Annotated in this window: 23 protein-coding genes; 2 read left to right on the top strand and 21 right to left on the bottom strand. The window is 58.1% G+C overall.

The genetic code is table 11. The features are described from left to right. Window positions 1–4 precede the first annotated feature (4 nt). From Q0Z71_RS03715 to Q0Z71_RS17065, 4 genes are all read right to left on the bottom strand, one after another. Window positions 5–1,291 (bottom strand): aconitase X catalytic domain-containing protein, encoded by a 1,287-nt coding sequence (locus Q0Z71_RS03715; protein WP_298018447.1) that lies wholly within the window; start codon window positions 1,289–1,291, stop codon window positions 5–7. A gap of 6 nt (window positions 1,292–1,297) precedes the next feature. Next, window positions 1,298–2,404, bottom strand: a complete 1,107-nt coding sequence (locus tag Q0Z71_RS03710) for an NADH:flavin oxidoreductase (protein WP_298018444.1) — start codon at window positions 2,402–2,404, stop codon at window positions 1,298–1,300. Window positions 2,405–3,258: 854 nt separating this feature from the next. After that, complete coding sequence (locus Q0Z71_RS03705) at window positions 3,259–4,428, bottom strand: UxaA family hydrolase (protein ID WP_298018441.1); 1,170 nt, start codon at window positions 4,426–4,428, stop codon at window positions 3,259–3,261. Beyond that, window positions 4,425–4,700, bottom strand: coding sequence for a UxaA family hydrolase (locus tag Q0Z71_RS17065; RefSeq protein WP_363316675.1), 276 nt, complete (start codon window positions 4,698–4,700; stop codon window positions 4,425–4,427). The genes Q0Z71_RS03705 and Q0Z71_RS17065 overlap by 4 nt, the downstream gene beginning before the upstream one ends. 354 nt (window positions 4,701–5,054) lie before the next feature. Here Q0Z71_RS17065 and Q0Z71_RS03700 point away from each other — a divergent pair, with 354 nt between their 5' ends. Then, window positions 5,055–5,990 (top strand): LysR family transcriptional regulator, encoded by a 936-nt coding sequence (locus tag Q0Z71_RS03700; RefSeq protein WP_298018438.1) that lies wholly within the window; start codon window positions 5,055–5,057, stop codon window positions 5,988–5,990. Between the two features lie 367 nt (window positions 5,991–6,357). Then, complete coding sequence (locus Q0Z71_RS03695) at window positions 6,358–7,227, top strand: MBL fold metallo-hydrolase (RefSeq protein ID WP_298018435.1); 870 nt, start codon at window positions 6,358–6,360, stop codon at window positions 7,225–7,227. Between the two features lie 203 nt (window positions 7,228–7,430). Here Q0Z71_RS03695 and Q0Z71_RS03690 read toward each other — a convergent pair whose 3' ends face one another. The 17 genes from Q0Z71_RS03690 to Q0Z71_RS03610 all read right to left on the bottom strand — a co-directional run bounded on the left by Q0Z71_RS03690 (window position 7,431) and on the right by Q0Z71_RS03610 (window position 25,919). Beyond that, window positions 7,431–8,495, bottom strand: a complete 1,065-nt coding sequence (locus Q0Z71_RS03690) for a triacylglycerol lipase (RefSeq protein ID WP_363316672.1) — start codon at window positions 8,493–8,495, stop codon at window positions 7,431–7,433. 308 nt (window positions 8,496–8,803) lie between these two features. Beyond that, window positions 8,804–9,625, bottom strand: a complete 822-nt coding sequence (locus Q0Z71_RS03685; protein WP_298018429.1) for a 4Fe-4S binding protein — start codon at window positions 9,623–9,625, stop codon at window positions 8,804–8,806. 76 nt (window positions 9,626–9,701) lie between these two features. Next, window positions 9,702–9,911 carry a hypothetical protein gene (locus tag Q0Z71_RS03680; RefSeq protein ID WP_298018426.1) on the bottom strand — a complete coding sequence of 70 codons (210 nt, stop codon included), beginning with the start codon at window positions 9,909–9,911 and terminating at the stop codon, window positions 9,702–9,704. Between the two features lie 24 nt (window positions 9,912–9,935). Next, entirely contained in the window at window positions 9,936–12,257 is a 2,322-nt protein-coding gene (locus Q0Z71_RS03675; RefSeq protein WP_298018423.1) for an ATP-dependent Clp protease ATP-binding subunit, read from the bottom strand. Between the two features lie 14 nt (window positions 12,258–12,271). Continuing rightward, a complete protein-coding gene (locus Q0Z71_RS03670; protein ID WP_298018420.1) occupies window positions 12,272–12,973 on the bottom strand; it encodes a CvpA family protein in 702 nt (233 codons plus the stop codon). A 58-nt stretch (window positions 12,974–13,031) separates the two neighbouring features. Next, window positions 13,032–14,246, bottom strand: a complete 1,215-nt coding sequence (locus Q0Z71_RS03665) for a DUF5711 family protein (RefSeq protein ID WP_298018416.1) — start codon at window positions 14,244–14,246, stop codon at window positions 13,032–13,034. After that, the gene (truA, locus tag Q0Z71_RS03660; RefSeq protein WP_298018413.1) at window positions 14,239–14,994 is read right to left on the bottom strand and encodes a tRNA pseudouridine(38-40) synthase TruA; all 756 of its coding nucleotides are present in this window, start codon (window positions 14,992–14,994) and stop codon (window positions 14,239–14,241) included. The genes Q0Z71_RS03665 and truA overlap by 8 nt, the downstream gene beginning before the upstream one ends. A gap of 13 nt (window positions 14,995–15,007) precedes the next feature. Next, window positions 15,008–15,919: a hypothetical protein gene (locus tag Q0Z71_RS03655; protein ID WP_298018411.1), complete on the bottom strand. Its 912-nt coding sequence runs from the start codon at window positions 15,917–15,919 to the stop codon at window positions 15,008–15,010. A gap of 27 nt (window positions 15,920–15,946) precedes the next feature. After that, on the bottom strand, window positions 15,947–16,756 hold the full coding sequence (locus tag Q0Z71_RS03650; protein WP_298018408.1) for a metallophosphoesterase: 810 nt from the start codon (window positions 16,754–16,756) through the stop codon (window positions 15,947–15,949). An 18-nt stretch (window positions 16,757–16,774) separates the two neighbouring features. Continuing rightward, window positions 16,775–17,581 (bottom strand): energy-coupling factor transporter transmembrane protein EcfT, encoded by an 807-nt coding sequence (locus Q0Z71_RS03645; RefSeq protein WP_298018405.1) that lies wholly within the window; start codon window positions 17,579–17,581, stop codon window positions 16,775–16,777. After that, entirely contained in the window at window positions 17,575–18,441 is an 867-nt protein-coding gene (locus Q0Z71_RS03640; RefSeq protein ID WP_298018402.1) for an energy-coupling factor transporter ATPase, read from the bottom strand. Before Q0Z71_RS03640 ends, Q0Z71_RS03645 begins: the two co-directional genes overlap by 7 nt. A 19-nt stretch (window positions 18,442–18,460) precedes the next feature. After that, window positions 18,461–19,312 (bottom strand): energy-coupling factor transporter ATPase, encoded by an 852-nt coding sequence (locus tag Q0Z71_RS03635; protein WP_298018399.1) that lies wholly within the window; start codon window positions 19,310–19,312, stop codon window positions 18,461–18,463. Window positions 19,313–19,317: 5 nt separating this feature from the next. After that, complete coding sequence (locus Q0Z71_RS03630; protein WP_298018396.1) at window positions 19,318–19,941, bottom strand: VanZ family protein; 624 nt, start codon at window positions 19,939–19,941, stop codon at window positions 19,318–19,320. Between the two features lie 10 nt (window positions 19,942–19,951). Beyond that, on the bottom strand, window positions 19,952–20,815 hold the full coding sequence (locus Q0Z71_RS03625) for a class I SAM-dependent methyltransferase (protein WP_298018393.1): 864 nt from the start codon (window positions 20,813–20,815) through the stop codon (window positions 19,952–19,954). A gap of 262 nt (window positions 20,816–21,077) precedes the next feature. Further along, a complete protein-coding gene (locus tag Q0Z71_RS03620) occupies window positions 21,078–21,671 on the bottom strand; it encodes a flavodoxin family protein (RefSeq protein ID WP_298018390.1) in 594 nt (197 codons plus the stop codon). After that, window positions 21,668–22,984 (bottom strand): 2-hydroxyacyl-CoA dehydratase, encoded by a 1,317-nt coding sequence (locus Q0Z71_RS03615; RefSeq protein ID WP_298018388.1) that lies wholly within the window; start codon window positions 22,982–22,984, stop codon window positions 21,668–21,670. The genes Q0Z71_RS03620 and Q0Z71_RS03615 overlap by 4 nt, the downstream gene beginning before the upstream one ends. A 4-nt stretch (window positions 22,985–22,988) precedes the next feature. Beyond that, window positions 22,989–25,919: an acyl-CoA dehydratase activase gene (locus Q0Z71_RS03610; RefSeq protein ID WP_298018386.1), complete on the bottom strand. Its 2,931-nt coding sequence runs from the start codon at window positions 25,917–25,919 to the stop codon at window positions 22,989–22,991. Between the last annotated feature and the right edge of the window lie 95 nt (window positions 25,920–26,014).

Here is a 26,014-nt window from a genome sequence, read left to right as displayed (position 1 = left end):
CCTCCTAGCAAAAGCTTCCGATCCATTTTCCAGAAACAGCACTCTCGATACATTGCTCCATACTGCCGAAATAGACGGGCTTGCCGGTCATATCCCGGAAATATTTCGCTTGCTTCGCGCTGTCCGTGGCAATGGATTGGGCGCTTTTGCGGTAAACTCCGCCTAATATAGGACAGGCGCCTGCGATGATATGAACGCCTGCTTCGCGCATGAGCTTGTCATAGCCCTGCCGAATCACCAGCATTTTTACGGTGTATGGGACCATGAGCCACAAATGTACATCAGAATGAATTTTTCGACGTCCCAGGCAGCGTAAAAACTGAAAGACCTGCTCTATGGAATAGTGGGGACAGCCCAAAATCACATGGTCAATATAGGGACTTGTTCCGGAATTTAGCATTTCATAACTCCAGCGCTTCTCCCTTTCACCGAATTCAAATTCTTCCAATGGTGCCCCTCTCTGGAACGCCATGTTCCTATCTTGGGCCTCTGGTGTGACACCGACCACATGATACAACTCAACCCCGCCGGAGGACGCTGCTGCCGCGCCACAGTGCTTTAGCATATCCGCGGAAGGCCGGTGGGAAATCCCATCCACCACGGGGATCTTTTCTTGAACGACATGTCCGAAATAAAAGCCCAACAGCCCCCAGTCCATAATCGTTTCCACTGGAACGGTAACACGAACCAGGTGTGTCCCCTTCCGGTTCTCCGTATAATGCAAGCCCCATTTCGGGATGCATCCCGTGTATGCGGCAGCGGTGGCACTCTCGATTCCCTCGGTATTGGTCCTCGCGCCAATAACAGAGTTGAAAAAGGACACAGCCGAGGACTCCATAGAGGCGATGTGCTCTGCAAAAATTGGAGAAATGCCCTGCAAATATGGAGCACATGAAGGGGCGGACAGATGGTCGATACCACGCTCGAACTCATCGGCCAGCAGGCCCATTTCATAGATTTCCCGAGAAGCCTCCTGCTCCTCCCACATATCCAGGTCAATGTTGTTGGCCAAGCATGTGGCAAAATGTTCCATCCTGGGAATCTCCCAACCGGCATCTCCGCAGAGTGCGAATTCAGAAAAATATTCCTTGATTCCACCGCATTGCTTAACGGTGGCCAGGGTCAAATCCGTATTGGCACAGAATGCAGAGGATGCATAAATGTGCTGGACTGGAACCATTTCCTCCGCGCCGAGGGCCTCTCCGTATTTTACCAGCAGTGCCATGGCCTGTTGTGGAACTTTTCCCTTTTCGCCGTTCAACAGCCTTTTTTCCCGGTCTGTCAGTTTCATAGGCCATCAATCCAATGCGGCAAATGGGCAGAACAGGCTAGTTTCCTTCTGCGCAAACAGTTGATCCCGGCATAGGTTACACGAAATACACTTTGCGCGGGAGGTATCGCCAGCGGCCCACCGGTTAATCAGGCCGGGTTCTCGGATAAGGGGCCTTGAGATGGAAAGGAAATCGCAAGTTCCATCAGCAATCATTGTCTCACCAGCTTCCAAAGTGCGGTTTCCGCCCACCAGGATCAAAGGCAGCGAGCATTTCGCACGGAAATAGGGTGCGGCTTTTTTAAAGTAGCCTTCCTCCTCCGGTGTCTGCGGGTTAAAACCGCGGGAGGATGGCCATTTGGCACCATCTGCGCTGCAGCCGCCGGAAATCTCAATGGCATCCAGGCCGGCACGCTGTAAAATTTCGACGTTGTGCCCCATAATGTCATAAGTCATACCGGAATCCAGACCGTCTTCGCAATTCAGTTTAGCCAGCAGTGGGAAATCGGGACCGACCTCACGGCGGACCGCCTGAATAACCTCCAGAGGCAATTTTATTCTTCCCTCAATAGATCCTCCATACTCATCCTCTCGATGATTATAGTGGGGAGAAAGGAAGGAGCAGAGCAGGTATCCGTGTGCCATGTGCAGCTGAATACCCTCGAACCCCGCCTCTTTAGCGCGCCTTGCGGCATCGGCAAACCATTGAATGGAATCTTCGATTTCTGTCTTGGTCATCTGGCGGGTAACGCCACCCTTCACATTTACCATAGGAGAAGGGCCGATAGACTGTGCGTGGGACAGTGATTCGTTTGCATGGCAGCCAGCGTGTCCAATCTGGATGATAGCCCTGCAATTTTCTTTTTTGATAGCCTCTGCCATCTTTGCAAGCCCAGGGATCATGCCGTCATTGTGGATACCGATCTGTCCATGCAGACTGTGGCCCGTATCATGTACAAAGGCGAAGCTGACAATGTTGGCGGCGACGCCGCCGGCGGCGATTTTTCGATTCAGTTCAATGATGTCCGGACCACAGGAGCCATCGGGATTTGCATTGCCCTCATGAGTGGCTGAGTGTATCCATCTGTTCTTTAATATCAGATTTCCAATTCTTCCCTCACTAAAAACATTCATTTGATCATCCTCCCTTATAGATTAAAAAATGGAATTTTTAGGGTCACGGATCTTGTGCTATGAGACCATACTCTAGATATCCGCCAAAATTTTTCAGACAGGCCAGGCTTTTCAACCGTTCGTCTTTCGCGTTTGAAGTCATCCCCGCAGCACCGGAAGAGATTCCTTCCTTGTAACAATCATAGGGCCCCGGTGTTCTGCCAAGGCAAGGTTCATTAGGCTGGGAATGGGGTGTATATAGCGCCTCCGCATTTAAAACCTGTTTCAAAGAAGTTTTTCGCGGCGGCGAGATTTGGGAATACCGACTGCAGCATAGAAAGCAGACGGCCGGTATCGCTAGTGGGAATTGACATCCCCTGGACAGCACCCTTCATGCAAGATACACATAGATCTGCCCTGTGCAGTCCGTATGACAGGCGTACCGCAGGTCGCCAGCTTTGGATATGATAAGGCCAGCAGCGCGGTCGATCTGGTCTTTCGGGCCTCATGAAATCAGTAAGGTTCCACCGACATGCCCCGGAACCAAGAGGATGACCTAGCCATCCTGGAGATAGGGCACTCAGCACGCACCAATTCCTCATGGGGTATGTCGTTGTACAGATCATAATAACATCCACACCTGGCCAAACATCCCAAAGGTCCGTGGAGCCAATATCCAGGTACCCTCACATTCCAGCTTTCCGGAAACGGTGATTTTCCATAGGATGCTCAATTCGACAATCTTTTTCGCATTGTAATCATAGGGCTTGACAGAGAATCCTTTGCCGGCTAAATATACGGATATTACCTGTCCGCTGCTTCCAATGCTGAGAACAGTGAAGTCTAGCTGTTTTGCATGGAAAGGAATTCTCCAATCAAATTGTTCCGCAAGGGGGGGTAACCCAGCTGTTATCGCCTAATAGCTCTGATTTTGTAGCTTTGCCATTGGCAATGTCAATAACAGTCTCGAACAGTTGTGCCGCACTTTCCTCAATTGTCATTCCTTCGGTAATGACAGCAGATGCATCAAAGTCGATAATTTCCTGTCCCAGGCGGGCGTAAGTCTTGGGATTCGCAGTTACCTTTACAGTCACTGTGTTGGCAATCCCTATGGGGGTCCCCTGCCCGGTCGTGAACAGACAGATATGGGCGCCGGCCATGGCCACCGCCGTGCAGGCATAGATATCATTGCTGCCTTTTCGGTTATCGATGATCCAGAAGCCGGGACCGGGAATTGGCTCTCCGATTTCCAAAATACCATTGAGCGGGGTGCGGTTGCCGGAGAGCTTTAAATTGCTGATAGCTTTTTCTCGGAGCGTTGTCATTCCGTTTGCCTTATTCCCCGGGGTAGGGTTCACGTCAGAAATGGATTGCCCAGTTGCCTGCAAGATCTCATTTCGATATTCACAACTAATCTCGAGCACACGACGGCCAATCGTCGTGTCCCTTGCCAACCTTGTCAGGTGCTGCTCGCCACCTGGCATACCGCGGATGGGAGAGGATACAAATGCGGCACCCTGATCTGCGAACAAATCCATGCATTCACCGACAACAGGATTTGCGGCAAGACTGCTGCTCCAATCGGAGCCGCCGCAGTATACGCTCAGCCGCAAATCAGAGATGGGGACATCTTCTCGATTCAGCGCGGAACTTTCCGCCATCATGTCACAGACGATTTGGGTGCCCCGGATCACCGTGCTTTCCACACCGCCTTCTTTTTGGATGCAAAGGTGGGCCACCTTAGTACCTGCTTTCGCTATTTCACCAGCAATATATTCCGGGTTTGTCCACTGGCAGCCCAAGCTGATAAGGAGAACACCGTAGACATTCGGGTGCTGACCTGCCCGAATCAGCCCCAAATTCGTGCGATCCTCATCCTTGCGGAACTCTCCGCAGCCGGTATCGATTGTAATTGCAGGAACTTTACATGCAGATGCGATTTTAGTAGCGGTGCTGTTGGAGCAATGTACCAGGGAAATCACTAAAATGTGGTTCCTTATTCCAATAGTTCCGTTACTCCGCCGATATGCCTTGATTGTCCTCATGGAATACATCCCTCTCTGATCTTCGTGTAATACGCGGCGATATAAGCATTGCAGATATCCTCTGTAGTGTCCTCCACATTGTGCGAATGGACCCAGGATCCTACGGGAATATCGCAGATAGCACTGCCAATGGGAAGGCCATATTTGATCACATCACTACCACAAGGGATTTCTTTTATGCAGATTTTGTGTCCTACCGGGATCGCCTCTTTCGATATTAAAGTCCCTAGACTCGTATGAACCTCGATACCTTCGGCGGCTTCATTGAGCATAACCGCCACATTGTCATTCGGCGCGATGATCAAAGCTTTTACGCACATAAATTCATTACCACATCCTTTCGAATAGCTGCGCCTAGGCGATTTGAATAAAAAAACAGCCGGAGCAATGTTTTTTTTGAGAATTCTCTATAAACGAATTATAACATACCTGTGCGGAAAACGTTCATGCGATATTCCGACCAGTAATCATGGTTTTTTCATATACTTGACTTTTTTTTGAAAGACCCTATAATAAAATTTGAAATTAGGTGGACCAATTGTGCCGTGATAAGCTGAGACCCTAAAGATGCGAAGACTTGATCGGAGTGGACGGAATGTGGGCGCTGCGCGAAAACGGGGGAATGGATGATGACATTTCAGCAACTAATATTTGCAGTAGAAGTAGCAAATTGTGTGTCGATCAGTAAGGCTGCTGAAAAGCTCTACACCCACCAGAGCAATGTGAGCACTGCTATCAAGCAGTTAGAAGATGAGTTTGGCATCCAGATTTTTCACCGGACGAAAAAGGGAATCCAGATCACGGCAAGCGGGGAGGAGTTCCTCACGTATGCCCGTGAAATTCTGAATCAAAAGTCATTTTTGGAGAATATTTACGCAGTTCGAACTATAAAGCAGACCAACAGATTCACCCTCTCGTCCATGCGGTCCTTTTTTTTGGTGGAATTTGCAAGATGGATACAGGATGCAGAACCCTCTGATCCGGAGTCCAACACTTATTTCCGTCTGGTGAAGCACTCCTTCAGACATGTACTGGAGGATGTTGCCAGCAACCGTGCGGAGATGGGTATTGTATTTGTTCAAAAATCCATGGAGAATAAAGTGAAAAAGCTGGCCAGCGTTAAAAACCTGAGTTATCATAAATTAGGGGAAAGTCAGCTGAACCTTATTATCCGTAGCGAGCATCCTATTATGAACCAAAAATTAGACGATATTACAAAGTTCACCTACGTAGTCTCAGAGGAGGAAGAAAATTTCAACCACTTGTTTGATGAGTCGGCGAACGGGGTTTTCAAGCTTTTTAAGGAAATGCCGACACATATCATTTCCACAAATGACAGCCTGGCCTGTGAGGAGATCGTGGCTGAAACTGACGCTTTCCACATCAGTTCTGTTCCGCGGCGTAGGACAAAGCGGTACAGATGTATTTCCATTCCCTTTGGCGAAGAAGATGCAATGGTGGCCTTTTACTATGTTTTGCGGAAAAATTATACGCTTCCGCCTATTGCGGAGGGATTCATCGAAAGGCTAAAAGACTTTTTCTCTGAATACGCAGTGTACTGATTGTTGAGAGCTCTTCATCTGCCCCCCATTTCTGCGGTTTGCCGGAACACCACAAACGGCTACCCGTTGCTGTCCTGCCGCGTTGGCTTCCTTTGGAAGCCGCCAGGTCTCCCGCAGAAAATTCTTTTTGCCGGCAGAATACCTTGATGTAATCGGCAACGCCATTTATTAGAGGAACCCCTAAAAACGCAGAGTACCGCGGCGGCCTGTATGGGTCGCCGCGGTACTTCCTATGTTTGCGAATACCGATGATTAAAGATAGGAAAAAAGCATAACAAGAACCCTTTTTTTATGCTAACATATTCCTAATGAATACCTCAGGTGTGGAAATCCGAACCTAGGCATAGAAAAAAGGAGGCGCGGTGTTATGGAAAAGGTGGATTATAATGTTCAGGAGATCACAAACGGTATTTGGGCAGTCGATGAATTTTCTATGGAGTACCTATATATAATTCAAGGGACTAAGAGGTCCGTGCTTCTGGATGTAGGGACCGGGACCTGGGATCTGAAATCCCTTGTGGAAAGTTTCATCACAACTCCTTATTCCGTCGTTGCTACCCATGCCCATATGGATCACGTGGGTGGAATCGGGCAATTTGACACTCTGCACATCCACAGGGCGGACATCCCCTGCTTTTCTTTGCCGGAGGAGACCAATCCGGTCGGTCTTTATAAACGCAGGCTGTACTGTCGCCTAGCAATTGCTGCTTATGGTGAAGAACGTCTACCCTTTCACCCCCAGGATTTGCTCCCAGTGGATATGACAAAAATCAACCTAGTGCCATATGAGGACGGAGCGGTATTTGATTTGGGAAATCGGAGTCTGGAAGCTATTCATGTGCCGGGACATACAAACGGCAGCTGTTGCTTTCTGGACAAAGAAGACAGGATCCTTTTTGCTGGAGATAATTTTGGGGAAACGCTGTTGTTGCCCCGCGGAAAAACAGACAAGGAGTTTGTTGAAATCTGGCTTGCAGGCGCACAAAAAATAAAAGCGCGGGAGGATGAATTTGACACCATCTGCGCAGGGCATTCATGCCCTCTGGATAGGCAGTATTTTGATGATATGCTGATCGCCGCACAGAAATTGCTCTCTGGTGAAATCAACGAAGAGGTATACCAGGTCCAGGAGATGCTAGGACCTATGTATCATTACGGAAAGGCCTACATTTCTATGGCCCCTGAAAATATTCAAACAAGAGATTACAGCAGGATTCAAAATCCCAGAAGATATTGATCTCCATTCAAGTTTTGTTGTCATTTTTAGAATCCTTGAAGCAAGACTTCATACCTATTTTTCAATCACAGGCGACCTTATCGGTATTAAAATTGGGGCGGCCGCAAATGTACAAGTCTTTAAAGCTTTTTGGAACCACCGGCACAGCCGGTGGTTCTCTTTAACAAAAACACAGCGTCCCGATTTGTATCGGGACGCTGTGTTTAATAGCCGCGCTGTTTCAAATTTGCCGCGAGATTTACGTAAAACTCCCGCACATCAAAGCCGGGAATGTTCTCCCGGTTCAGGTCCACCACATCTCCGTGGGAGATGCCCCGCTTTCCCTTGGGTTCCAACAGGGTGAAACGCTCTCCCCACCGGGCAGAGTCCACAGATACCAGGCCATCGTTTTTACCGTCGAAATACTTGACGATGGGGTGCGTCATGTTCAAGGGGAATTTGCCATGGGCGGCTTTTCTGCAATAGGACATCACGCTCTCATAGACCACGCCGGGCGCATCCGGCGTGACCTGGTTGCGGGCAAGGCAGGCGCTCTCCGTCAGGTCCGTCACTGCCGCCAGAAAGTCCGGGTTTTCATCGCCCAGCTTTTTCATCGCGGCGTTATAGGCGGCGGCGATCCTTTGCCGGGCGGCCTCCGGCACCTTCCCCAGCAGGTATTCCGCAAAGATGCAGCCCCGGTGGGGCGTGTTGATGGTGGTCAGGGTGGCCACATAGGGGGCCATTCCGCAGTGGGCGATGGCGGCACGGCTGTCCAGCCCGCCCTTGGAGTGGGCGATGATGTTCACCTTTTCGCAGCCGGTCTCGTCGATGATCTGCCGGATACGGGCAGCCAGTTCCCGGCCGGAGTCCTCCACCGCGGCGGCGGACTGGTGCCGGCCGTAATAGACCGTGGCGCCGTTGCACATCAACTCTTTGGGGATGCGGCCCCAGTAGTTGATGTAGCGGTAGTCCCGGAAGAACACACCGTGGACCATGAGGATGGGATATTTCGTTTTGCAGATCTCGCTTTCCGCCCGGACCACGTCCAGCTCCCACTTCTCCGTCTCGAACTCCACCTCGCCGGAGGTGATCCGGATGATCTTGGATAAATGCCAGATGTTCAAAAACGGTATCCAGCCGCACAGGGCCGCCAGAACGCGGTGCTTGATGCCAAGCTGGACGGAGGTCAGGTAGACGCGGATCATGCCGTTCCAGAAGAGGATGGCCTCCAGAACTACCATAGTGACCAGATTCAAAATCGTCAATGCCCAGATGCCCTTGAAAAACATCCCGGCATAGACCTCGTCAAACAAAATGCTTCGGAAATAAAGAAAATATGCACAAACCGATACAACATTCACTGTCACTGTTATTAAAAAAAGCCATAACAACTCTGCGCCGCTGTGCAGATACCAGATTCGCTTTGTCGGTCCGCTTTTTGGAAGTGGCCTGATATTGACGAACACAAATGCCAGAAACCAAATAATACTTAAAATATCCCATCGTAAGCCGTTTTCCGCCTCAATTATCATAGAGGACCAGACCAAGTTAGTAGCCGCCAGCAGGACCAGGACATTGACCGTCCTTCTCACCCGCCTCACAAAAACACCTCATTCTTCTTCGGCTTCTGGAAATTGGCCTCCAGCATCGCCACATGGGAGAGAAACGCCGGATCGTCAAAGTACTTGGCCCCATGGGTGCACTTGCGGACGCAGCGCTGGCACTTGATGCAGATGCCCGGCACATTCGCCACGTTGTTGGGATCGATGGCCCCCATGGGGCACAGGCGGGCACAGGCGCCGCAGTTACAGCATCTGGAGAGATCCGTTCTCGGCTTGGCTTTCAAAAACTTAGCCGGCTCCCCGTCCAGTCCCTTGGGCACGTAATAGGGCGCGTCAGGATCGCCGGGCACCTTCACCGGCGCTGGGATCTCTGTCAAGTTCTTTACCTTGTCAGCTATTTCACCAGCAAACCGCTGCATCTGCCGCCTGTCCTCCCAGTCCGGACGGCCTCCCGCCAGCTTGTCCGTGAATGCATGCTGTCCCACAAAAGCCCCGGCCGCCACGGTATGGAAGCCGGCTGCCTCCAGCACTGCGCACAGCTCCGCCAGGGCGTTGTCATAGCTTCGGTTGCCGAACAGCACCACCGGCACCGCCAGGGCGCCGCCGCCTTTCAGCTTTTCCCGGAAATCCGGCAAAATCTTATTGGGCACTCTGCCCGCATATGTAGGCGTTCCCACCACGACCAGGTCATTTTCTGTAAAGCAGTATCCCTTTTCACGGTCTACAGGCCGGGTGAAACCGACCGGCTCCAGAGGCAGGTCCAGCTTTGCGGCCAGCTCCTCCGCAATGGTGTTCACCGTCCTGTTCGTGGTTCCGATGGCACTATAATACAGGGCCCAAACCTTTTTGATCTCCATGGTCCTTCTCCTTCTGCGGCAACAGGCGTCTGGGGACCCCGGACGCCTGTTGTTGACCGCATTTTTAAAAACAGCGTTACAGCGAAAAATCCGCTTCGTTCAGCTTGTCAGTATCCAGTGACGCCGGACGGGGCGGCACCCGTTTCAGCGGATCGTACTTGAACGCCCGGCAGTGGTGCTCCACCGGCACGACGCCCCGCTTGACACAGGCCATCTCCCGCTCGTTGATCTGCTGTCCCCGCTGGCAGTAGGCGCACCGCGGGTCGATATCCTTTCGAAACAGCATCCTGATCTCCCTCTCGTCTCACATTTACAGCGTATACAGCTGGATGGTCTCTCCCTCCACCACGGCTTTGATCTGGGTGACGGGGTTTTCATAGCTGTCGATGATCCTGGTCGCCATGGGGTCCTCCAGCTCCTTCTGGATGGTTCGCCGCAGGTTTCGGGCGCCATAGGTCCGGGAATAGGACTTCTTGGTCAAAAACGCCAGCAGCTCGTCTTCATAGGTAAAGGTGATGCCCTTCTCCCCCAAGGAGGCCGCCAGTTCGTCCAGCATGATGCGGGCGATCCGCTGGAAATGCTCCTCGGACAGGCGGTTGAAGGTGATGACCGCGTCCACGCGGTTGATGAACTCCGGCCGCAGGAACTGCTGGAGGGCCTTCATGGCCCGGTCCGCGTCCTGCTCGTTGGCGGTGCGGCCAAAGCCCACGGTCCCCTCCTTGGTGGCGCTGCCGGCATTGGAGGTCATGACGATGATGGTGTTCTCAAAGTTGACCTTGCGGCCGTGGGCGTCGGTGATCTCGCCGTCGTCCAGGATCTGGAGCAGGACGTTCAGCACGTCGGGGTGGGCCTTCTCGATCTCGTCGAACAGGATGACGGCGTAGGGCTTCCGGCGGATCTTCTCCGTCAGCTGGCCCGCCTCGTCATAGCCCACATATCCCGGGGGAGAGCCCACGATGCGGGATACGGAGTGCTTCTCCATAAATTCGGACATGTCCAGGCGGATCAGGGCGTCCGGGGTGTTGAACAGGTCGTTCGCCAGCTGCTTCACCAGCTCTGTCTTGCCCACACCGGTGGAACCCACGAAGATGAAGCTGACGGGCTTGTGCTTGGGGCTGATGCCCACCCGGTTCCGCCGCACGGCGGCGGACACGGCGGCGATGGCCTCGTCCTGGCCGATGATGTGCTCCTTCAAACGGGCCTCCAGCTGGCTCAAACGCTGGAACTCCTGTTCCCGGATGCGGGAGGCTGGGATCTTGGTCCACAGCTCGATAACGTGGGCCAGATTTTCCATGGACAGCTGGGGATCGCCCTTCTCGATGAGCGTGTTCAGCTCGGTGTTGAGCTGCAATTCCCGGCTCTTGAGGAAGGCCATGCGCTCGTAGTCCGGCTCGGCGCCCTCCTGGGTGGATCTCTCCTCCAGCATGCTCCGCTCTTTTTCGTAATCATCCAGCTCCCGCTGGATCTGCATCCGCCGGGAGATGTCCGGGTCCTTCAGGTTCAGGTCGGAGCAGGCCTCGTCGATCAGGTCGATGGCCTTGTCCGGCAGGAAGCGGTCGGTGATGTAGCGCTCGCTCAGCACCACCGCCTGGCGGAGGATGCCGTCGGAGATCTTGACGCCGTGGAACTTCTCATAGTTGGGCGCCAGGCCCTTCAAGATCTCGATGGAGTCCTCGATGGAGGGCTCGTTCACCGTCACCGGCTGGAAGCGGCGCTCCAAGGCGGTGTCCTTCTCGATGGACTTGCGGTACTCGTTGAAGGTGGTGGCACCGATGACCTGGATCTCTCCCCGGGACAGGGCGGGCTTGAGGATATTGGCGGCGTTCATGCTGCCCTCGGCGTCTCCCGCCCCCACGATGGTGTGGACCTCGTCGATCATCAGGATGATATTGCCCAGGCGCTTCACCTCGTCGATGAGGCCCTTCATCCGGCTCTCGAACTGGCCCCGGAACTGGGTGCCTGCCACCAGAGCCGTCAGATCCAGCAGGTAGACCTCCTTCTCCCGCAGCTTAAAGGGCACATCGCCGTTGGCGATGCGCTGGGCCAGGCCCTCCGCGATAGCGGTCTTGCCCACGCCGGGTTCGCCGATCAGGCAGGGATTGTTTTTCTGCCGCCGGTTCAGGATCTGCACCACCCGCTCGATCTCCTGGGCCCGGCCGATGACCGGGTCCAGCTTGCCGTCCTTGGCCTTCTGGGTCAGGGAGATGCAGTAGTTCTCCAGATACTTCCGTTTGCCGTTTTTCGGGTCCTTGCGGTCCTTGTCCCGGCGGTCACGGGCGCCACCCTCCTCCGCCGGGGACTCCCCTTTCGCGGCGTCTCCGCCGGAGAACAGGCGGTTCAGGAACGGGAAGGTGGCGGTCTTGCCCTCTTCCTCCTCGTCGTCTCCCTCGCCGCCGGGCAGGTCCTCGATATTCTCCACGCCGCTCATGGCCTGCATCATCTCGCTGCTCAGGGTCTCCAGATCCTCGTCAGAGATGCCCATGCGCTTCATCATGTCATCCACCTGGGGCAGTCCCAAGTCCTTGGCGCACTTCAGGCAAAGACCTTCATTGACGGTCTTGTCGCCGTCCATTTTGGAAATGAACACCACGGCGACATTCTTCTTACATCTTGAACAAAGTGTAGGCTGCATCGTATACCTCCAAGTTATTGCAGAAACGACAGCACGCTCAGCGGCGTGTTTGCCGTGAATATATGCAGGATATGGGCTTCGGCCAGGGCCCCGGTCTCAAAGGAGACCCCCAGCTTCCGAAGGAGCCAGACCGACAGAAACAGCAGCAGCGCTCCCTCGGTCAAGCCGATCAAAGCGCCGCCCAGGGCGTTGAGTCCGTGGAGCCCGGGCAGCTTGAACACCAGGTCCATGGCCCGCAGCAGCACACGCAGCAAAAGCAGCAGGGCCAGGAATGAGACCAGATACAGTACCCCGTAGATCATGGACTGGGCGATGCTCTCCACCACAGCGGCGGCGATGGACACGCCGGTGTCCCGGACGGTCTCCCGGGCCTGCTCCGCAAGGGAGGTCCGCACCTCCCGGTCCAGTCCCAGCAGCTCCAGCAGGTCCTCGATCTGGAAGCCGCCCTCTACATCCGCCTCCGGCATCTGGACCTTTCCGGTCTCCGCCGCCAGGGCGTCGTCCACCTTGCTCTCGATCTGCTTTTCAATGACCGGGGCCGCCAGCTTTGCCGCTGGACCGGAAAATGTGGCGGCGATCATCCCGGCCCCTATCAGGGCCACCACCACGATCACAAACCCGGCCAGGGTCCGCAGCAGCCCCCGCTTCGCGCCAAATGCCGCGGAGCCCAGCAAAATGGCCGCTACAACGATGTCTATTATAACAGGTGTCGTCACGATTGCCTACCTTTCCCGATGTAAACGTTTTGTGAATTTGCCCATCAATTTCTCACTTTTAAGGCAAAAACAGGCTTGCCGACTCCGAGGACAGCAGCAGTACGGAGCCGTCCTGCCGCATCAGGGCCTCCTTCACATAATCCGTGCCCTTCAAAGAAGCATATACCTCCAGGGCCTGATTATAGACCACCAAGCTGTCGATATACTGCACGGCCAAATACCGTCCCGCCGCAGAGATGCTCTGAATCTCCTCATTCACATCCAGAGCCCCCAGCTCCTCTCCGTCGGCGTCCACAGTCACCAGCCGTCCCACGCTGCCGGACTGGTAGCGGTTCAGCAGCAGGGCGGTGAAACCGTCGCCGGAGATGGCGTACTCCCGCAGGTAGGCCCCCTGGTAGGGATACGCGGCAGAGACCTCCCCTTTGGTGTCCGCAAAAGTCAGGCAGGTGTCGGACACCGTGACGAGCTTTCCGCCCTGCTGTCCGATGACGATGACCAGACCGTTGGAAACGTCATAGTCCGCCACAGGATCCTCTTTGGTCAGGTCATAGAGGACGATATTGCTGACAAACACGCTGTTCTCCTGCCCCAGCGTCACCGCCGCCAGATAGGCGCCGTCATTGGTGACATAGGCGTCCTCCACGAACCGCACGGAGGACTTGAAGGCAAAGACCTGCTCCATGCTGTCGTTATAGACGTCGACCCAGCCCTTGCGGTTCTTTTTTTTGGTGGTCACCGCCAGCCAGCCCTTGTCATTCAGCGTGGCGGAGATCAGCGGCTCCGAATCATCATCGGTCAGCGTGAGGGCCTCACCGTTCTGGTCCCGCAGAGGCACCTCGCCGTTCTGGTCCAGCACATGCAGCTCCGTTCCGCCCACGTCGTAGGCCACCACTTTGCCGCCGCCCTGAGACAGGGCCGGAGCGGCCATATTGACCGGCGTGGACCACACCTCGCCGCCGTCCGGGTCCAAAATCTTCAGGGAGATGTCGGACAGCACCACCAGCCGGTCCCCCAGCACGGCAAACTTGTTTTTGGCGGAGGCATCGTAGTCGTACACCGTGTCTCCCCCCACCTTCTCCGCGCTGCCGTAGCTGAAGTACCGGTGCAGGGCGTCCAGGCCGGTCCCGTCCCGGTACGCCGCCGCCAGCACCACCAGCAGCACGACCACCAGCGTCAAAAAGAACACGCCGAAGCCCCTGCGCTTCCGGGACTTTTTCGGCTGGCTCTCCTCTCCGTCGTTGTCGTTCCAGATATCCTTCGTCGTATCAGCCATTCAGTCGTTCATCCTCATACCAAAGTCTTGTCAGGTACAGTCCGCCGGGCGGCACCGTGGGGCCGGCCAGCGTGCGGTCTCCGCTCTCCAGGATGGCGGGGATATCCTCCGGCAGGAACTTGCCCTCCGCCGCATACAGCACCGTTCCGGTGATGGCCCGGACCATGTTGTACAAAAAGCCGTTGGCGCAGACCTTCAGCTCCAGCAGGTCCCCGTTTCTCGTCACGTCGCACCAGTAGATGGTGCGGACCGTGGACCTCGTCTCCGTGCCCACACTGCGCACCGCCCGGAAGTCGTGGGTGCCCACGAACTGGTGGGCGGCCCGGTTCAAAAATGCCTCGTCCAGCCGCTTGGGATAGAAGTAGGCCCGGTTCACATAGAAGGGATTTTTGAACCGGGAGTTGTAGATGCGGTAGGTGTACTCCTTTTTGATGCAGGAGCCGATGGCGTTGAAATCCTCCGCCACCTCAAAGGCCTCCTTCACCGCGATGTCCTCCGGCGTGTGGGTGTTGACGGCAAAGGGCAGGCGGTCGATGGGGATGCGGGACTCGGTGCGGAAGTTTGCGATGTAGTGCTCCGCGTGGACGCCCGCGTCGGTCCGGCCGCAGCCGGTGAGATGCACCGGCGCGCCGGTAATCTTCTCCAGGGCCTTTTGCAGTATCTCGCAGACGGTCACGGCGTTCTTCTGCACCTGCCAGCCGTGGTAGGCGGTGCCGTTGTACATCAGTTTTAAGGCGATGTTGCGCATAGTCGAAAGCTCCTTATTCAGGCCAGGTCAGCACCGGGTATTCATAGCCGTCTGTCCCGCCGCCCGCCGCCTGATTTGCCTGTGTCTCTTCAATGACCCACTCCTGCACAGGAAACTCGTAGCCCAAGCCATAGCCGTCCCGGCAGGCGAATGTGATCCTGACCGTATCCCCGGTCTTGCAGTCCAGAAGCAGGGTCTGCTCCGGCAGGGCCGGGGCATAGGCGGTCCGGTCCTCCCTGCCCGTACCGGTGCTTTGAGAGATCTCCGCCGCCGTCTCCTGGACCAGCGCACCGTTCAGATAAATGCGAAACAGGGGCTCGACAACCTCTGTGCGGCAGGCATTCTCCAAAATAATGTCAAAATCGCTCTTCAGCTTTCCGTTCTGGTAATACGGTCCGCCCCAGGAGCTTCCCACGGCCCGCAGAGGCAGCAGCATGGCGGGGTCTTCCCAGCTGCCCAGGGCCTCCCGCGTAGTGACGCCCCCGCTGGTAACGGCGACCTCCATGGTGAGTCCGCCGCTTTGCGTTTCCAGCGGGATCATCACATTTCCCCGGCAGCTTCCGTTTGCGTTCACCGGCAGCATCGTGATGCAAGTTTCACGGTAGGCCGCCGCTTTGAGGGCCACCGTGCTGTCCGCGCTCCAGCTTTTCAGCTGTAAGACCAGGTTGGCTTCCAGCGTGCGGCTTTCCGCGTCGATCCCCACCGGCTCCAGCGTATAGTCCGCAACGAGCTTCTCGCCCTCCCGCAGCTCCTGCCGGAGATCCGACAGCTGTTCCCGCAGTCTCTGTATTTCCTGATCCTGCGCGGCAGAATTGCCGCGTACCGTCTCATGCAGGCGGGTCAGCTGAATACCCTGCCCGATCACCAGGCACACCAGGGCAATATTCAAAGCCAGGGACAAGCCCTGCATCCAGTTCTTTTTCATGCCAAATATACCATCCTTTTCCACTGCTCACGCAGGCAGAACATCCACGATCACCAGCTCCGGCCGGTTGAAGATGCGGGGCACCCTGGTGCTCTCCCGGGCCAGGCCCCGGCTGACAAGAAACACGGTGCCGTCCAGGTCGTAGCGCCCGCCGGCATAGGCGGGAAATAGCCCCTGGTGGGGCGCGTAGAGGCCGTTCAGGATACCGGGTATCCGCCACTGGCCGCCGTGGGCATGGCCGGACACGATCAGGTCAAAGGGATATTGCAGATACTGTTCAATGCGCTCCGGGCGGTGGGCCATCAGGATCGTAAAGGAATTTCCCATCACATCTGTCCCGGCCTGTGCCAGCTGTGCTTCGCTCTCTCCGGCGTCCGGATCGTCGATACCGCAGAGGGTGACGCGCTGTCCGTTCAGCACCGCGGAAACGCTGTTCCCCCGCAGGACCGTGACCCCAAGGTCCTCCATCTGTCCGCAGATGCGCTCCGCCTCCCCGGTCCACCACTCATGGTTACCGGTGACGTAAAAGCAGGGATAGTCCGCCGCCAGTTCCTGGACCGTGGTCCAGGCGTTTTCCTCCGGCATCACATCGTCCACGATGTCTCCGGCCAGAAGCACTGCGTCCGGCGTCTGCGCGGCCACCGCATCCAGCAGCGTCCGCTGTCCGCCGCCGTAGGCGCAGCTGTGCAGGTCTGTCAGCAGCGCCAGTCGAACCGGCGCGGTAATTTTATCGGAAACGACCTCATAGGACACGGTCCGCAGCCGCACGTCGAAGGCCGCCAGCAGCAGTCCTCCGCACAGCACCAGGACCGTCACCCAGATCCGCCGTTTTTTCAAAGCACCATCCTCCGTTCCTCAAATCCCAAACCGCCGCAGGACGATGACGCCCACAGTGACAGCCACGCCCAGTGCCAGAGCGATATAGTCCCGGCGCTCGTATTGCAGCACGCGGAGCTTCGTGCGGCCCTCGCCGCCGTGGTAGCAGCGGCACTCCATGGCCGTGGCCAGCTCGTCCGCCCGACGGAAGGCGCTGATGAACAGCGGCACCAGGATGGGGATCAGGGCCTTGGCCCTTTGGACCAGATTCCCGCTCTCAAAATCCGCGCCCCGGGCCCTCTGGGCGGACATGATCTTGTCCGTCTCCTCGATCAGAGTCGGGATGAACCGCAGGGCAATGGACATCATCATCGCCAGCTCATGGACCGGGACATGGAACCGCTTCAAACCGTTCAAAAGCTGTTCCAGGCCGTCCGTCAGGCTGATGGGACTGGTGGTGTAGGTCATCAGGAAGGTGCCCATGATCAGCAGCATGATGCGCAGCACCATGAACACGGCGTTGCGCAGGCCTGTATCGGAGATGCGGAGGAAGCCCCACTCCACCAGATAGCGGTCTCCGGAGGTGAAAAACAGGTTCAAAATGCCGGTGAAAATGATGATGAACAGCACCGGCTTCAACCCCCGCACCAGCGCCTTGATACTGACCTTGGATATATAGACGCACACCGCCAGACACAGTGCCATGACGCCGTAGGTCACCAGGCTCTTGGCGCAGAACAGGGCGGTGATATACAGGACCACCAGCAGGATCTTCGTCCGGGGGTCCAGCTTGTGGGCCACTGTGGTGCCGGGGAAATACTGGCCCAGGGTGATGTCCTTCAGCATACGGCACCGCCTTTCCGCAGCGCCAGCAATTCCCGCTCCAGCGCCTCCACCGTGTAAACGGCGGGATCGATCTCCACGCCCCGGGCCTTCAGCGCCATGGCGATACGGGTCACCTGGGGCACGTCCAGCCCGGCGGTGATCAGCTCGTCTGCCCGGGCAAATACCTCTGCCGGAGCACCGCTCATCAGCACATGGGCGCTTTTCAGCACCAGGATGCGGTCCACGTTCTGAGCGATCTCGTCCATGCTGTGGCTCACCAGGATGATGGTCTTATTTTTATTGCGGTGGTAGTCCCGGATATTCGCCATCAGGTTTTCCCGGCCCGCCGGGTCCAGGCCCGCCGTGGGCTCGTCCAGAATCAGCACCTCCGGCTCCATGGCCAGCACGCCCGCCAGGGCCACCCGGCGCTTCTGCCCGCCGGAGAGTTCAAAGGGAGACTTGTCCAGCTGGTCGTCCCGGATGCCCACCAGGCGGGCAGCCTCCCGGATGCAGCGGTCCAGCTCGTCTCCGGTCTTTCCCTGGTTGGCGGGGCCAAAGGCGATGTCCTTGTAGACCGTCTCCTCAAACAGCTGGTACTCCGGGTACTGGAACACCAGTCCCACCCGGAAGCGCACGTCCCGGATCTTCTTCGGCTCCGCCCAGATGTCTTTGCCGTTCAGCAGGACCTGGCCGTTGGTGGGCTTCAGCAGGCCGTTCAGATGCTGGATCAGGGTGGACTTACCGGAGCCGGTGTGGCCGATGATGCCCAGGAACTCCCCCGCGTCCACGGAAAAGCTCATATCCTCCACCGCGCTGCGCTGGAAGGGCGTTCCGATCCCATAGGTATGCGTCAGATTTTTGATCTCTAAAATCGGTTCCAAATCTTCTCGTTCCTCCCAGTCAGTCTCCAGCCACGGCTTTCGCAATGGCGTCGGCGCACGCCTCCACCGTCAGGGCGTCCAGCGGGACATCCAGGCCGTCCTTTTTCAGGCGGTCCAGCAGGTCCACGGTGTCCGGCGTGGTCAAGCCCATAGCCCGCAGGTCCTCCACCCGGACGAACACCTCCCGGGGCGTCCCGTCCATGGCGACCTTTCCGTCGTCCATGACGATGACCCGGTCCGCCGCCTCCGCCTCGTTCATATGGTGGGTGATGAGGATCACGGTGATCCCCTTCTCCCGGTTCAGCTTGTGGACGGTGGACAGCACCTCCTGCCGTCCGATGGGGTCCAGCATGGCGGTGGCCTCGTCCAGCACGATGCAGTCCGGCTCCATGGCGATGACGCCCGCGATGGCGATGCGCTGCTTCTGGCCGCCGGAGAGCAGATGGGGCGCGTGGGTCACAAATTCATACATCCCCACGGCCCGCAGGGCGTCATCCACCCGCCGGCGGATCTCCTCCGTGGGGACCCCCAGGTTTTCCGGGGCAAAGGCCACGTCCTCCTCCACCACGTTGGCGACGATCTGGTTGTCCGGGTTTTGGAACACCATGCCCACCCGCTGGCGGATGGCCAGCAGAAGTTTTTCATCCAGGGTGTCCATCCCCTCTACGTACACCTTGCCGCCCGCCGGCAGCAGCACGCCGTTGAAGGTCTTGGCCAGGGTGGATTTGCCGGAGCCGTTGTGCCCCAGCACCACCACAAAACTGCCCTTTTCGATCTCCAGGTCCACGCCACGCAGGGCGAACACCGGCTCTCCGCCCTCGTCCGCCGGATAGGCGAACCGCAGGCTCTCGGTCTCGATCATGGTTGACATAGATATCAAGTCTCACTTTCCGCTTCTTTACAATGGAACTGCTTCAAGTCCTTGGGCAGCAGGCGGTCCAGCCACTCCCACAGCCAAAAGCCGCAGAGGACGCCCAGGGCGTTGAACATCAGATCGTCGATGTCAAAGGCCCGTCCGATGCAGAGCTGCCAGCACTCAATGAAGGCCGTGATGCCCAGGCCCAGCATCAGCGCCCGCTTCCAGGTATAGCCCCGCCACAGCAGGACGGCGAAAAAGCCGAAGGGGACAAACATGATGATGTTCCCCAGCAGGGTGAACAGCGTGAAACGAGTCTGGTGCCCCAGTTCCAACGTGGCGAAGGGGATCAGGTTGACACTGCCCAGGGAGAAGAACGGCCCCAGAGGGATGCCGCAGATCAGATTCACCAGCGGATTGACCCAGCCGGAGGGCAGCAGCGTCAGCGCCGCCATGCCGCCGCCGAAGAGGCACAGCAGCAGAAGGAGCGCCTCCCGCCGGAGCGGGCTTGCCAGTCCCCGCTCCGCCAGCCGCCGCCTGCGGAAGGGGCGCAGAAGGAAAAACAGCGCCAGGGCCAGAACCGCCCCGGGAAGCATGGCCTGGATATACCGGCATGTCATCGCTGTGTAAAACGCAAGGTCCATCGCTGCCTCCTTATTCCGAAAACCAGCGGCCTGTGGCGCCGCAGGGCAGGGCCAGACCGGTCTCCGTCACAGGCAGGCCCAGCTCGTCCCAGGTGCATTTGCCGCCGTATTGGGAGGCCACCAGGATGTTCAGCAGATACCCCAGCACCGAGGGGGCCAGGCCGGTGGTGTAGGAGTTGATGAGCACGAACAGGGGCTTGTCCGACAGCACCCCGGCGCACAGCTTCACAAAGGGATACAGGTTTTCCTCCAGCTTCCACACCTCGCCGCCGGGGCCCCGGCCGTAGCTGGGCGGGTCCATGATGATGGCGTCGTAGGTCTTGCCCCGGCGGATCTCCCGCTCCACGAACTTGGCGCAGTCGTCCACGATCCAGCGGATGGGCGCGTCCTCCAGGCCTGAGAGCTTGGCGTTCTCCCTGGCCCAGGCCACCATGCCGCGGGCCGCGTCCACATGGCAGACGGAGGCCCCCGCCTTGGCGCAGGCCACCGTGGCGCCGCCGGTGTAGGCAAACAGGTTCAGCACTCGGATGGGCCGTCCGGCATTGCGGATCTTGTCCATGACGAAATCCCAGTTCACCGCCTGCTCCGGGAACAGGCCCGTGTGCTTGAAGTTCATGGGCTTCACCTGGAAGGTCAGCTCGCCGTAATGGACCTTCCAGCTCTCCGGCAGGGCCTTTTTCTCCCAGTGGCCGCCGCCGGTCTGGGACCGCAGATACCGGGCGTTGGCCCGCTTCCAGGCGGGGTTCTGATGGGGTGTCTCCCAGATGGCCTGGGGGTCCGGCCGCACCAGAAACTGCCTGTCCCAGCGCTCCAGCTTCTCCCCTCCGCCGCAGTCCAGAAGCTCATAGTCCTGCCATTGATCCGCGATCCACATAAACGGTCCTCCGCATCCACATAAAAATACAGTATATTATACCTCCATAACGCGCTGTTCGTCAATTTATTTCCGCCTGCAGATGCAAAAAGAGACCTGACTTTTGTCAGATCTCTTCAGCCGGTCCGCAGATAAAGCAGCGGGTATATATTCCCCGATCGTTTAAATCTCCGCTTCGGTCAAAAACAGGTGCGTGGCCCGGACAGAGCGCTCCCACACCCGAAACAGCCTGTCCAGCAGGACGGGCGTGCGCTCTGTGACCTCATAGATGTCCATCTGCCGTCTCCCGCAGCACTTTCCGGGCAAATGCCCGGGTCCGCGCCTCTTTTTCCTCGTCCATAAACACGGTGCCATAGCCCAGGTGCCGCTCGGCGTGGCTGCCAAGGTCCCGCAGGCCGGAGTGCTTGCAGTAGCGGCGCATGCCCTCCTCGAACAGGTCGCAGCCCTTTTCGGGCCGGTAGCCGCAGGTCAGCAAAAGCGCCATGGCCTTGCCCGCCCACAGGGACGGTCCCCTGGTCCCGCCATAGAATTTGTTCATACCATACACCAGCCTGTCCAACAGGGCCTTCATGGGCGGTGTGCAGTACCAGGAATAGATGGGCGTCGCCAGAACGATCAGGCCGCTGTCCAGCACCAGGTCAAAAATCTCCTGCCCGTCGTCCCGCCGGGAACAGCCGAACGCCGTCCAGTCCTGCTGACAGGCCCGGCAGGCCACGCATGGCTGGATATTCCTGTCATACAGCCAGACAGTCTCCACCTCCGCTCCGCCTGCTTCCAGTTCCTCGCAAAAGGGCTTCAGCAGCGCGGCGGTGTTGCCGTTTTTCCGGGGGCTGCCCATGAGCACGCAGACCTTCATACCAGCGCCTCATCCGCTTCCGCAGCGTCCGCCGCAGGCATTTTCTGGGGTTGTTGTTCGGAGGCCCTTTCCGCCAGGCGCTCCCGGCCCACCGCCAGCATCAGCTTGATGCGGTTCTCCTGGTTGACCCGGGTGGCGCTGGGGTCGTAGTCGATGGGGGTGATGTTGGCCTGGGGATACAGCTCCCGGAGCTTATTGATCATGCCCTTGCCGCAGATGTGGTTGGGCAGGCACCCGAAGGGCTGGGCGCAGATGATGTTCTCATACCCCGCCCGGATCAGCTCCGCCATCTCGGCGGTGAGGAGCCAGCCCTCACCCATCTTGTCGCCCTTGCTGATGAGGCCCTCGGTGAGCTTTGTCAGTTCATTGAAGGGCAAGGGCGCGTGATAGCCATGGTCTTTCAATGCCTTGATGATGACCTTTTCCATGGTGGCGATATAGCCCAGGATCAGGTCGGAGACGTGCTTTTCCAGAAAGCTGCCGCCGTAGAACCGGGCGGTCTCCGAGGGGTTGTATGCGCAGTACTGCACAAAGCCCATCAGGCCCGGCAGGTTCACCTCGCAGTCCTGGGTGGCCAGGAACGCCTCCAGGTCATTGTTGCCCAGGGGCGAATACTTCACATAGATCTCGCCCACCACGCCGACCTTGACCTTCGGCACCCGGCGGACGGGGATGGCCGCGAATTCCGCCGCGATCTTGGGCATGGCGGCCTTCATCTCCCTCTGGGAGAAGCCCTTGCCCTGGCGGACCCAGCCGCAGATGGCGTCCAGCCACTTGTCCTGTAAGGACGCCGCGTCGCCGGGATGGGTCTCATAGGGCATCGTCTGGGCCTTCAATGTTACCAGCAGATCGCCGTAATAGATGGCGGACAGCGCCATGCGCATGAAGGTCAGGTCCATGGGCAGGCTGTTGCCCTTTTCCAAACCGGAGAAATTCAGGCTCAGCACGGGGATATTGCCGTAGCCCGCCTTTTCCAGAGCCTTGCGCAGCAGGAAGATGTAGTTGGAGGCCCGACATCCGCCGCCGGTCTGGGTGATGATGAGGGCGGTGTGCTCCAGGTCGTACTTGCCGGAGTTCAATGCGTCCAGGAACTGGCCGATGACCAGCAGGGCCGGATAGCAGGTGTCGTTGTGGACGTATTTCAGTCCCAGCTCGCTGACCTGGCTGCCACAGTTGCCCAGCAGCTCCACCTTGTAGCCCTTGTTCTCCATGGCCGCCGCCAGAATGCGGAACTGCACGGGCGCCATGTTGGGGATGAGGATGGTGTGGGTCTTTTTCATATCCTCGGTGAAAATGGGGTACTGGTGTTCCATGCCGTTACACCTCCTTTGCGTGTTTCTCGTCCTGCTCGTCCAGGGCGGCGAACAGGCTCCGCAGACGGATGCGCACCGCGCCCAGGTTGGTGATCTCGTCGATCTTCAGCTGGGTGTACAGCTTGCCCCCCGCCTGCAAAATTTCCCGGGTCTCGTCGGAGGTGATGGCGTCCACGCCGCAGCCGAAGCTGACCAGATGCACCAGGTCCATATCCGGCTGGGAGCAGCAGTATTTCGCCGCCGCGTACAGGCGGGAGTGATAGGTCCACTGGTTCAGCACCGTGGTGGGGAACTTCTCCACCCGGTCGGAGATGGAGTCCTCCGTCACCACCGCCGCGCCGGACCGGGTGATGAGCGTGTCGATGCCGTGGTTGACCTCCGGGTCCACATGGTAGGGACGGCCCGCCAGCACGATGATGCGGCGGCCCTCCGCCCGGGCCTGGTCGATGATGCGCGCCCCCTCCTTCCGGATCAGGGACATGTGGTTGGCGTACTCGGCATAGGCCGCGTCGGCCGCCTGCTGGATCTCCTTCTTGGAGATGCCTGCGAAATACTTGCCCAGGATGGCGTACATCTTCCGGTTGAAATCCTTGGGCCGGTGGATGCCCACGTAGTCATAGATAAACTTGGTGTCCTTGACCTCCGGGCAGTTTCCGGCGATGACCTCGGGATAGTAGGCCACCACGGGGCAGTTGTAGTTGTTCTGTCCCAAGCCCTCGTCGATGTTATAGGTCATGCAGGGATAGAAGATGGCGTCCAGTCCCAGCCTGGACAGGAACTGGATGTGGCCGTGGGCCAGCTTGGCCGGGAAGCAGGCGGTGTCGCTGGGGATGGTCCCCTGCCCCTTCAGATACAGGTCCCGGCTGGAAAGGGGGCTGTGATACACCGCGAAGCCCAGCTTTGTGAAGAAGGTGTGCCAGAAGGGCAGCAATTCCCAGAAATTCAGGCACAGGGGCAGGCCGATTTTGCCCCGCTTGCCGGGGACGGGCTTGTAGCCCAGGATCAGCTTCCGCTTATATTCGTACAGGTTCCGCTCTCCGGTGTCCGCCTTACCGGTGACGGGCCGGTCGCAGCGGTTGCCGCTGATGAAGGTGCCGCCGTCGGCAAAGGTGTTGATGGTCAGCTGGCAGTTGTTGCCGCAGCGGCCGCAGACCTCGCTGCGGGTCTCCTGGGTAAATGCCGCCAGCGTGGCCCTGTCCAGCAGCGTGCTGGTCTGGCCGTTGGCGGACTTGCCCTGGCCGTACAGCGCCGCGCCGTAGGCGCCCATCAGGCCCGCGATGTCTGGCCGGATGACCTCCACGCCCATCTCCTTCTCAAAGGCCCGGAGCACGGCCTCGTTGTAAAACGTGCCGCCCTGGACCACGATATTCCGGCCCAGCTCCTCGGGAGACGCGGCCCGGATGACCTTGTAGATGGCGTTTTTCACCACGGAGATGGAGAGCCCCGCGGAGATGTTCTCAATGGTGGCCCCGTCCTTCTGGGCCTGCTTCACACTGGAGTTCATGAACACCGTGCAGCGGCTGCCCAGGTCCACGGGCCTGTCCGCGAACAGGCCCAGCTTGGCAAACTCCTTCACGTCATAGCCCAGGGCCTGGGCGAAGGTCTGCAAAAAGCTGCCGCAGCCGGAGGAACATGCCTCATTCAGGAAGATGTTGCTGATGGCCCCGTCCTCGATCTTGAAGCACTTCATATCCTGGCCGCCGATGTCGATGATGAAGTCCACATTGGGCAGGAAGTGCCGGGCGGCGGTGAAATGGGCCACGGTCTCCACCACGCCGTAGTCCGCGTGGAAGGCGTTCTTCGCCAGATCCTCGCCGTAGCCGGTGGTGGTGACGGAGGCCACGTGCAGGGCCGGATGCTCGTCATAGAGCTTCTGCAAAACCTCCCGGATCAGGGGCACGGGGTTGCCCAGATTGGGGCGGTAGTCGGTGAACAGGATGCGGGCGTCCTCGTCGATGACCACCAGCTTCACCGTGGTGGAGCCGGAGTCGATGCCGATGTGGACCGGGGCGGCGTAGTCCGGGCCGAAGGGCATCCGGGGCACGGAGGCCTTGGCGTGCCGCGCCTGGAACGCCTCATATTCCCCGCGGCTGGAGAACAGCGCGGGCTGGCTGCGGTAGGTCTCGGACGCGCCGTGCTTTCGCAGCCGCTCCGCCACCTCCACCAGGTCAAATTCCCGGTCGGAATAGAACGCCGCGCCCATGGCCACGAACAGCAGGCTGTTCTCCGGGCAGGTGCCGTGAACGCCCAGGGTCCTGTCGAAGCTCTTCCGCAGGACGCTGGAAAAGGTCAGCGGTCCGCCCAGGTACAAGACATTGCCCTGGATGGGCCGGCCCTGGGCCAGGCCCGCGATGGTCTGGTTCACCACCGCCTGGTAGATGCTGGCGGAGATGTCCTCCGCCCTGGCGCCCTGGTTGATGAGGGGCTGCACATCGCTCTTGGCGAACACGCCGCAGCGGGACGCGATGGTATACGTCTTTTCCGCCTTTTGGGCGGCGGCGTCCATCTCGTCCGCCGTCATCTTCAAGAGGGTCGCCATCTGGTCGATGAACGCACCGGTGCCGCCGGCACAGGAGCCGTTCATGCGGACCTCGGTGCCGCCAGTGAGGAACAGGATCTTCGCGTCCTCACCGCCCAGCTCGATGATGCAGTCCGTCCCCGGCGCCAGGCGGTTGGCGGCCACCCGGGTGGCAAACACCTCCTGGACAAAGGGGACCTCCACGCTGTCCGCCATGCCCATGCCGGCGGAGCCTGAGATGGCCAGTTCCGCCCGTCCGCCGGGGACATACTGCTCCGCCACCCGGCGCAGCAGCTCCTCGGACTTCTCCAAGATATGGCTGAAATGCCGCTCGTATGTACTGTATAAGATGTTGTCCGTTTCGTCCAGCACCACGCATTTGATGGTGGTGGACCCCACGTCAAGACCTACTTTCAAGGCTGCTTCCTCCTTCAGGTAAACGGTTTCTCCACCCTTTCCGGTGGAAAAACGCAAAATCCCATATTAGTTGATATCATACTCTTTTTCGACAA

Source organism: uncultured Dysosmobacter sp. (assembly GCF_947631635.1).
In the GTDB taxonomy this organism is placed as follows: Bacteria; Bacillota; Clostridia; order Oscillospirales; family Oscillospiraceae; genus Oscillibacter.
The sequence above is the reverse complement of the archived record's forward strand: the minus strand, read 5'-3'. Positions and strand labels throughout refer to the sequence as shown.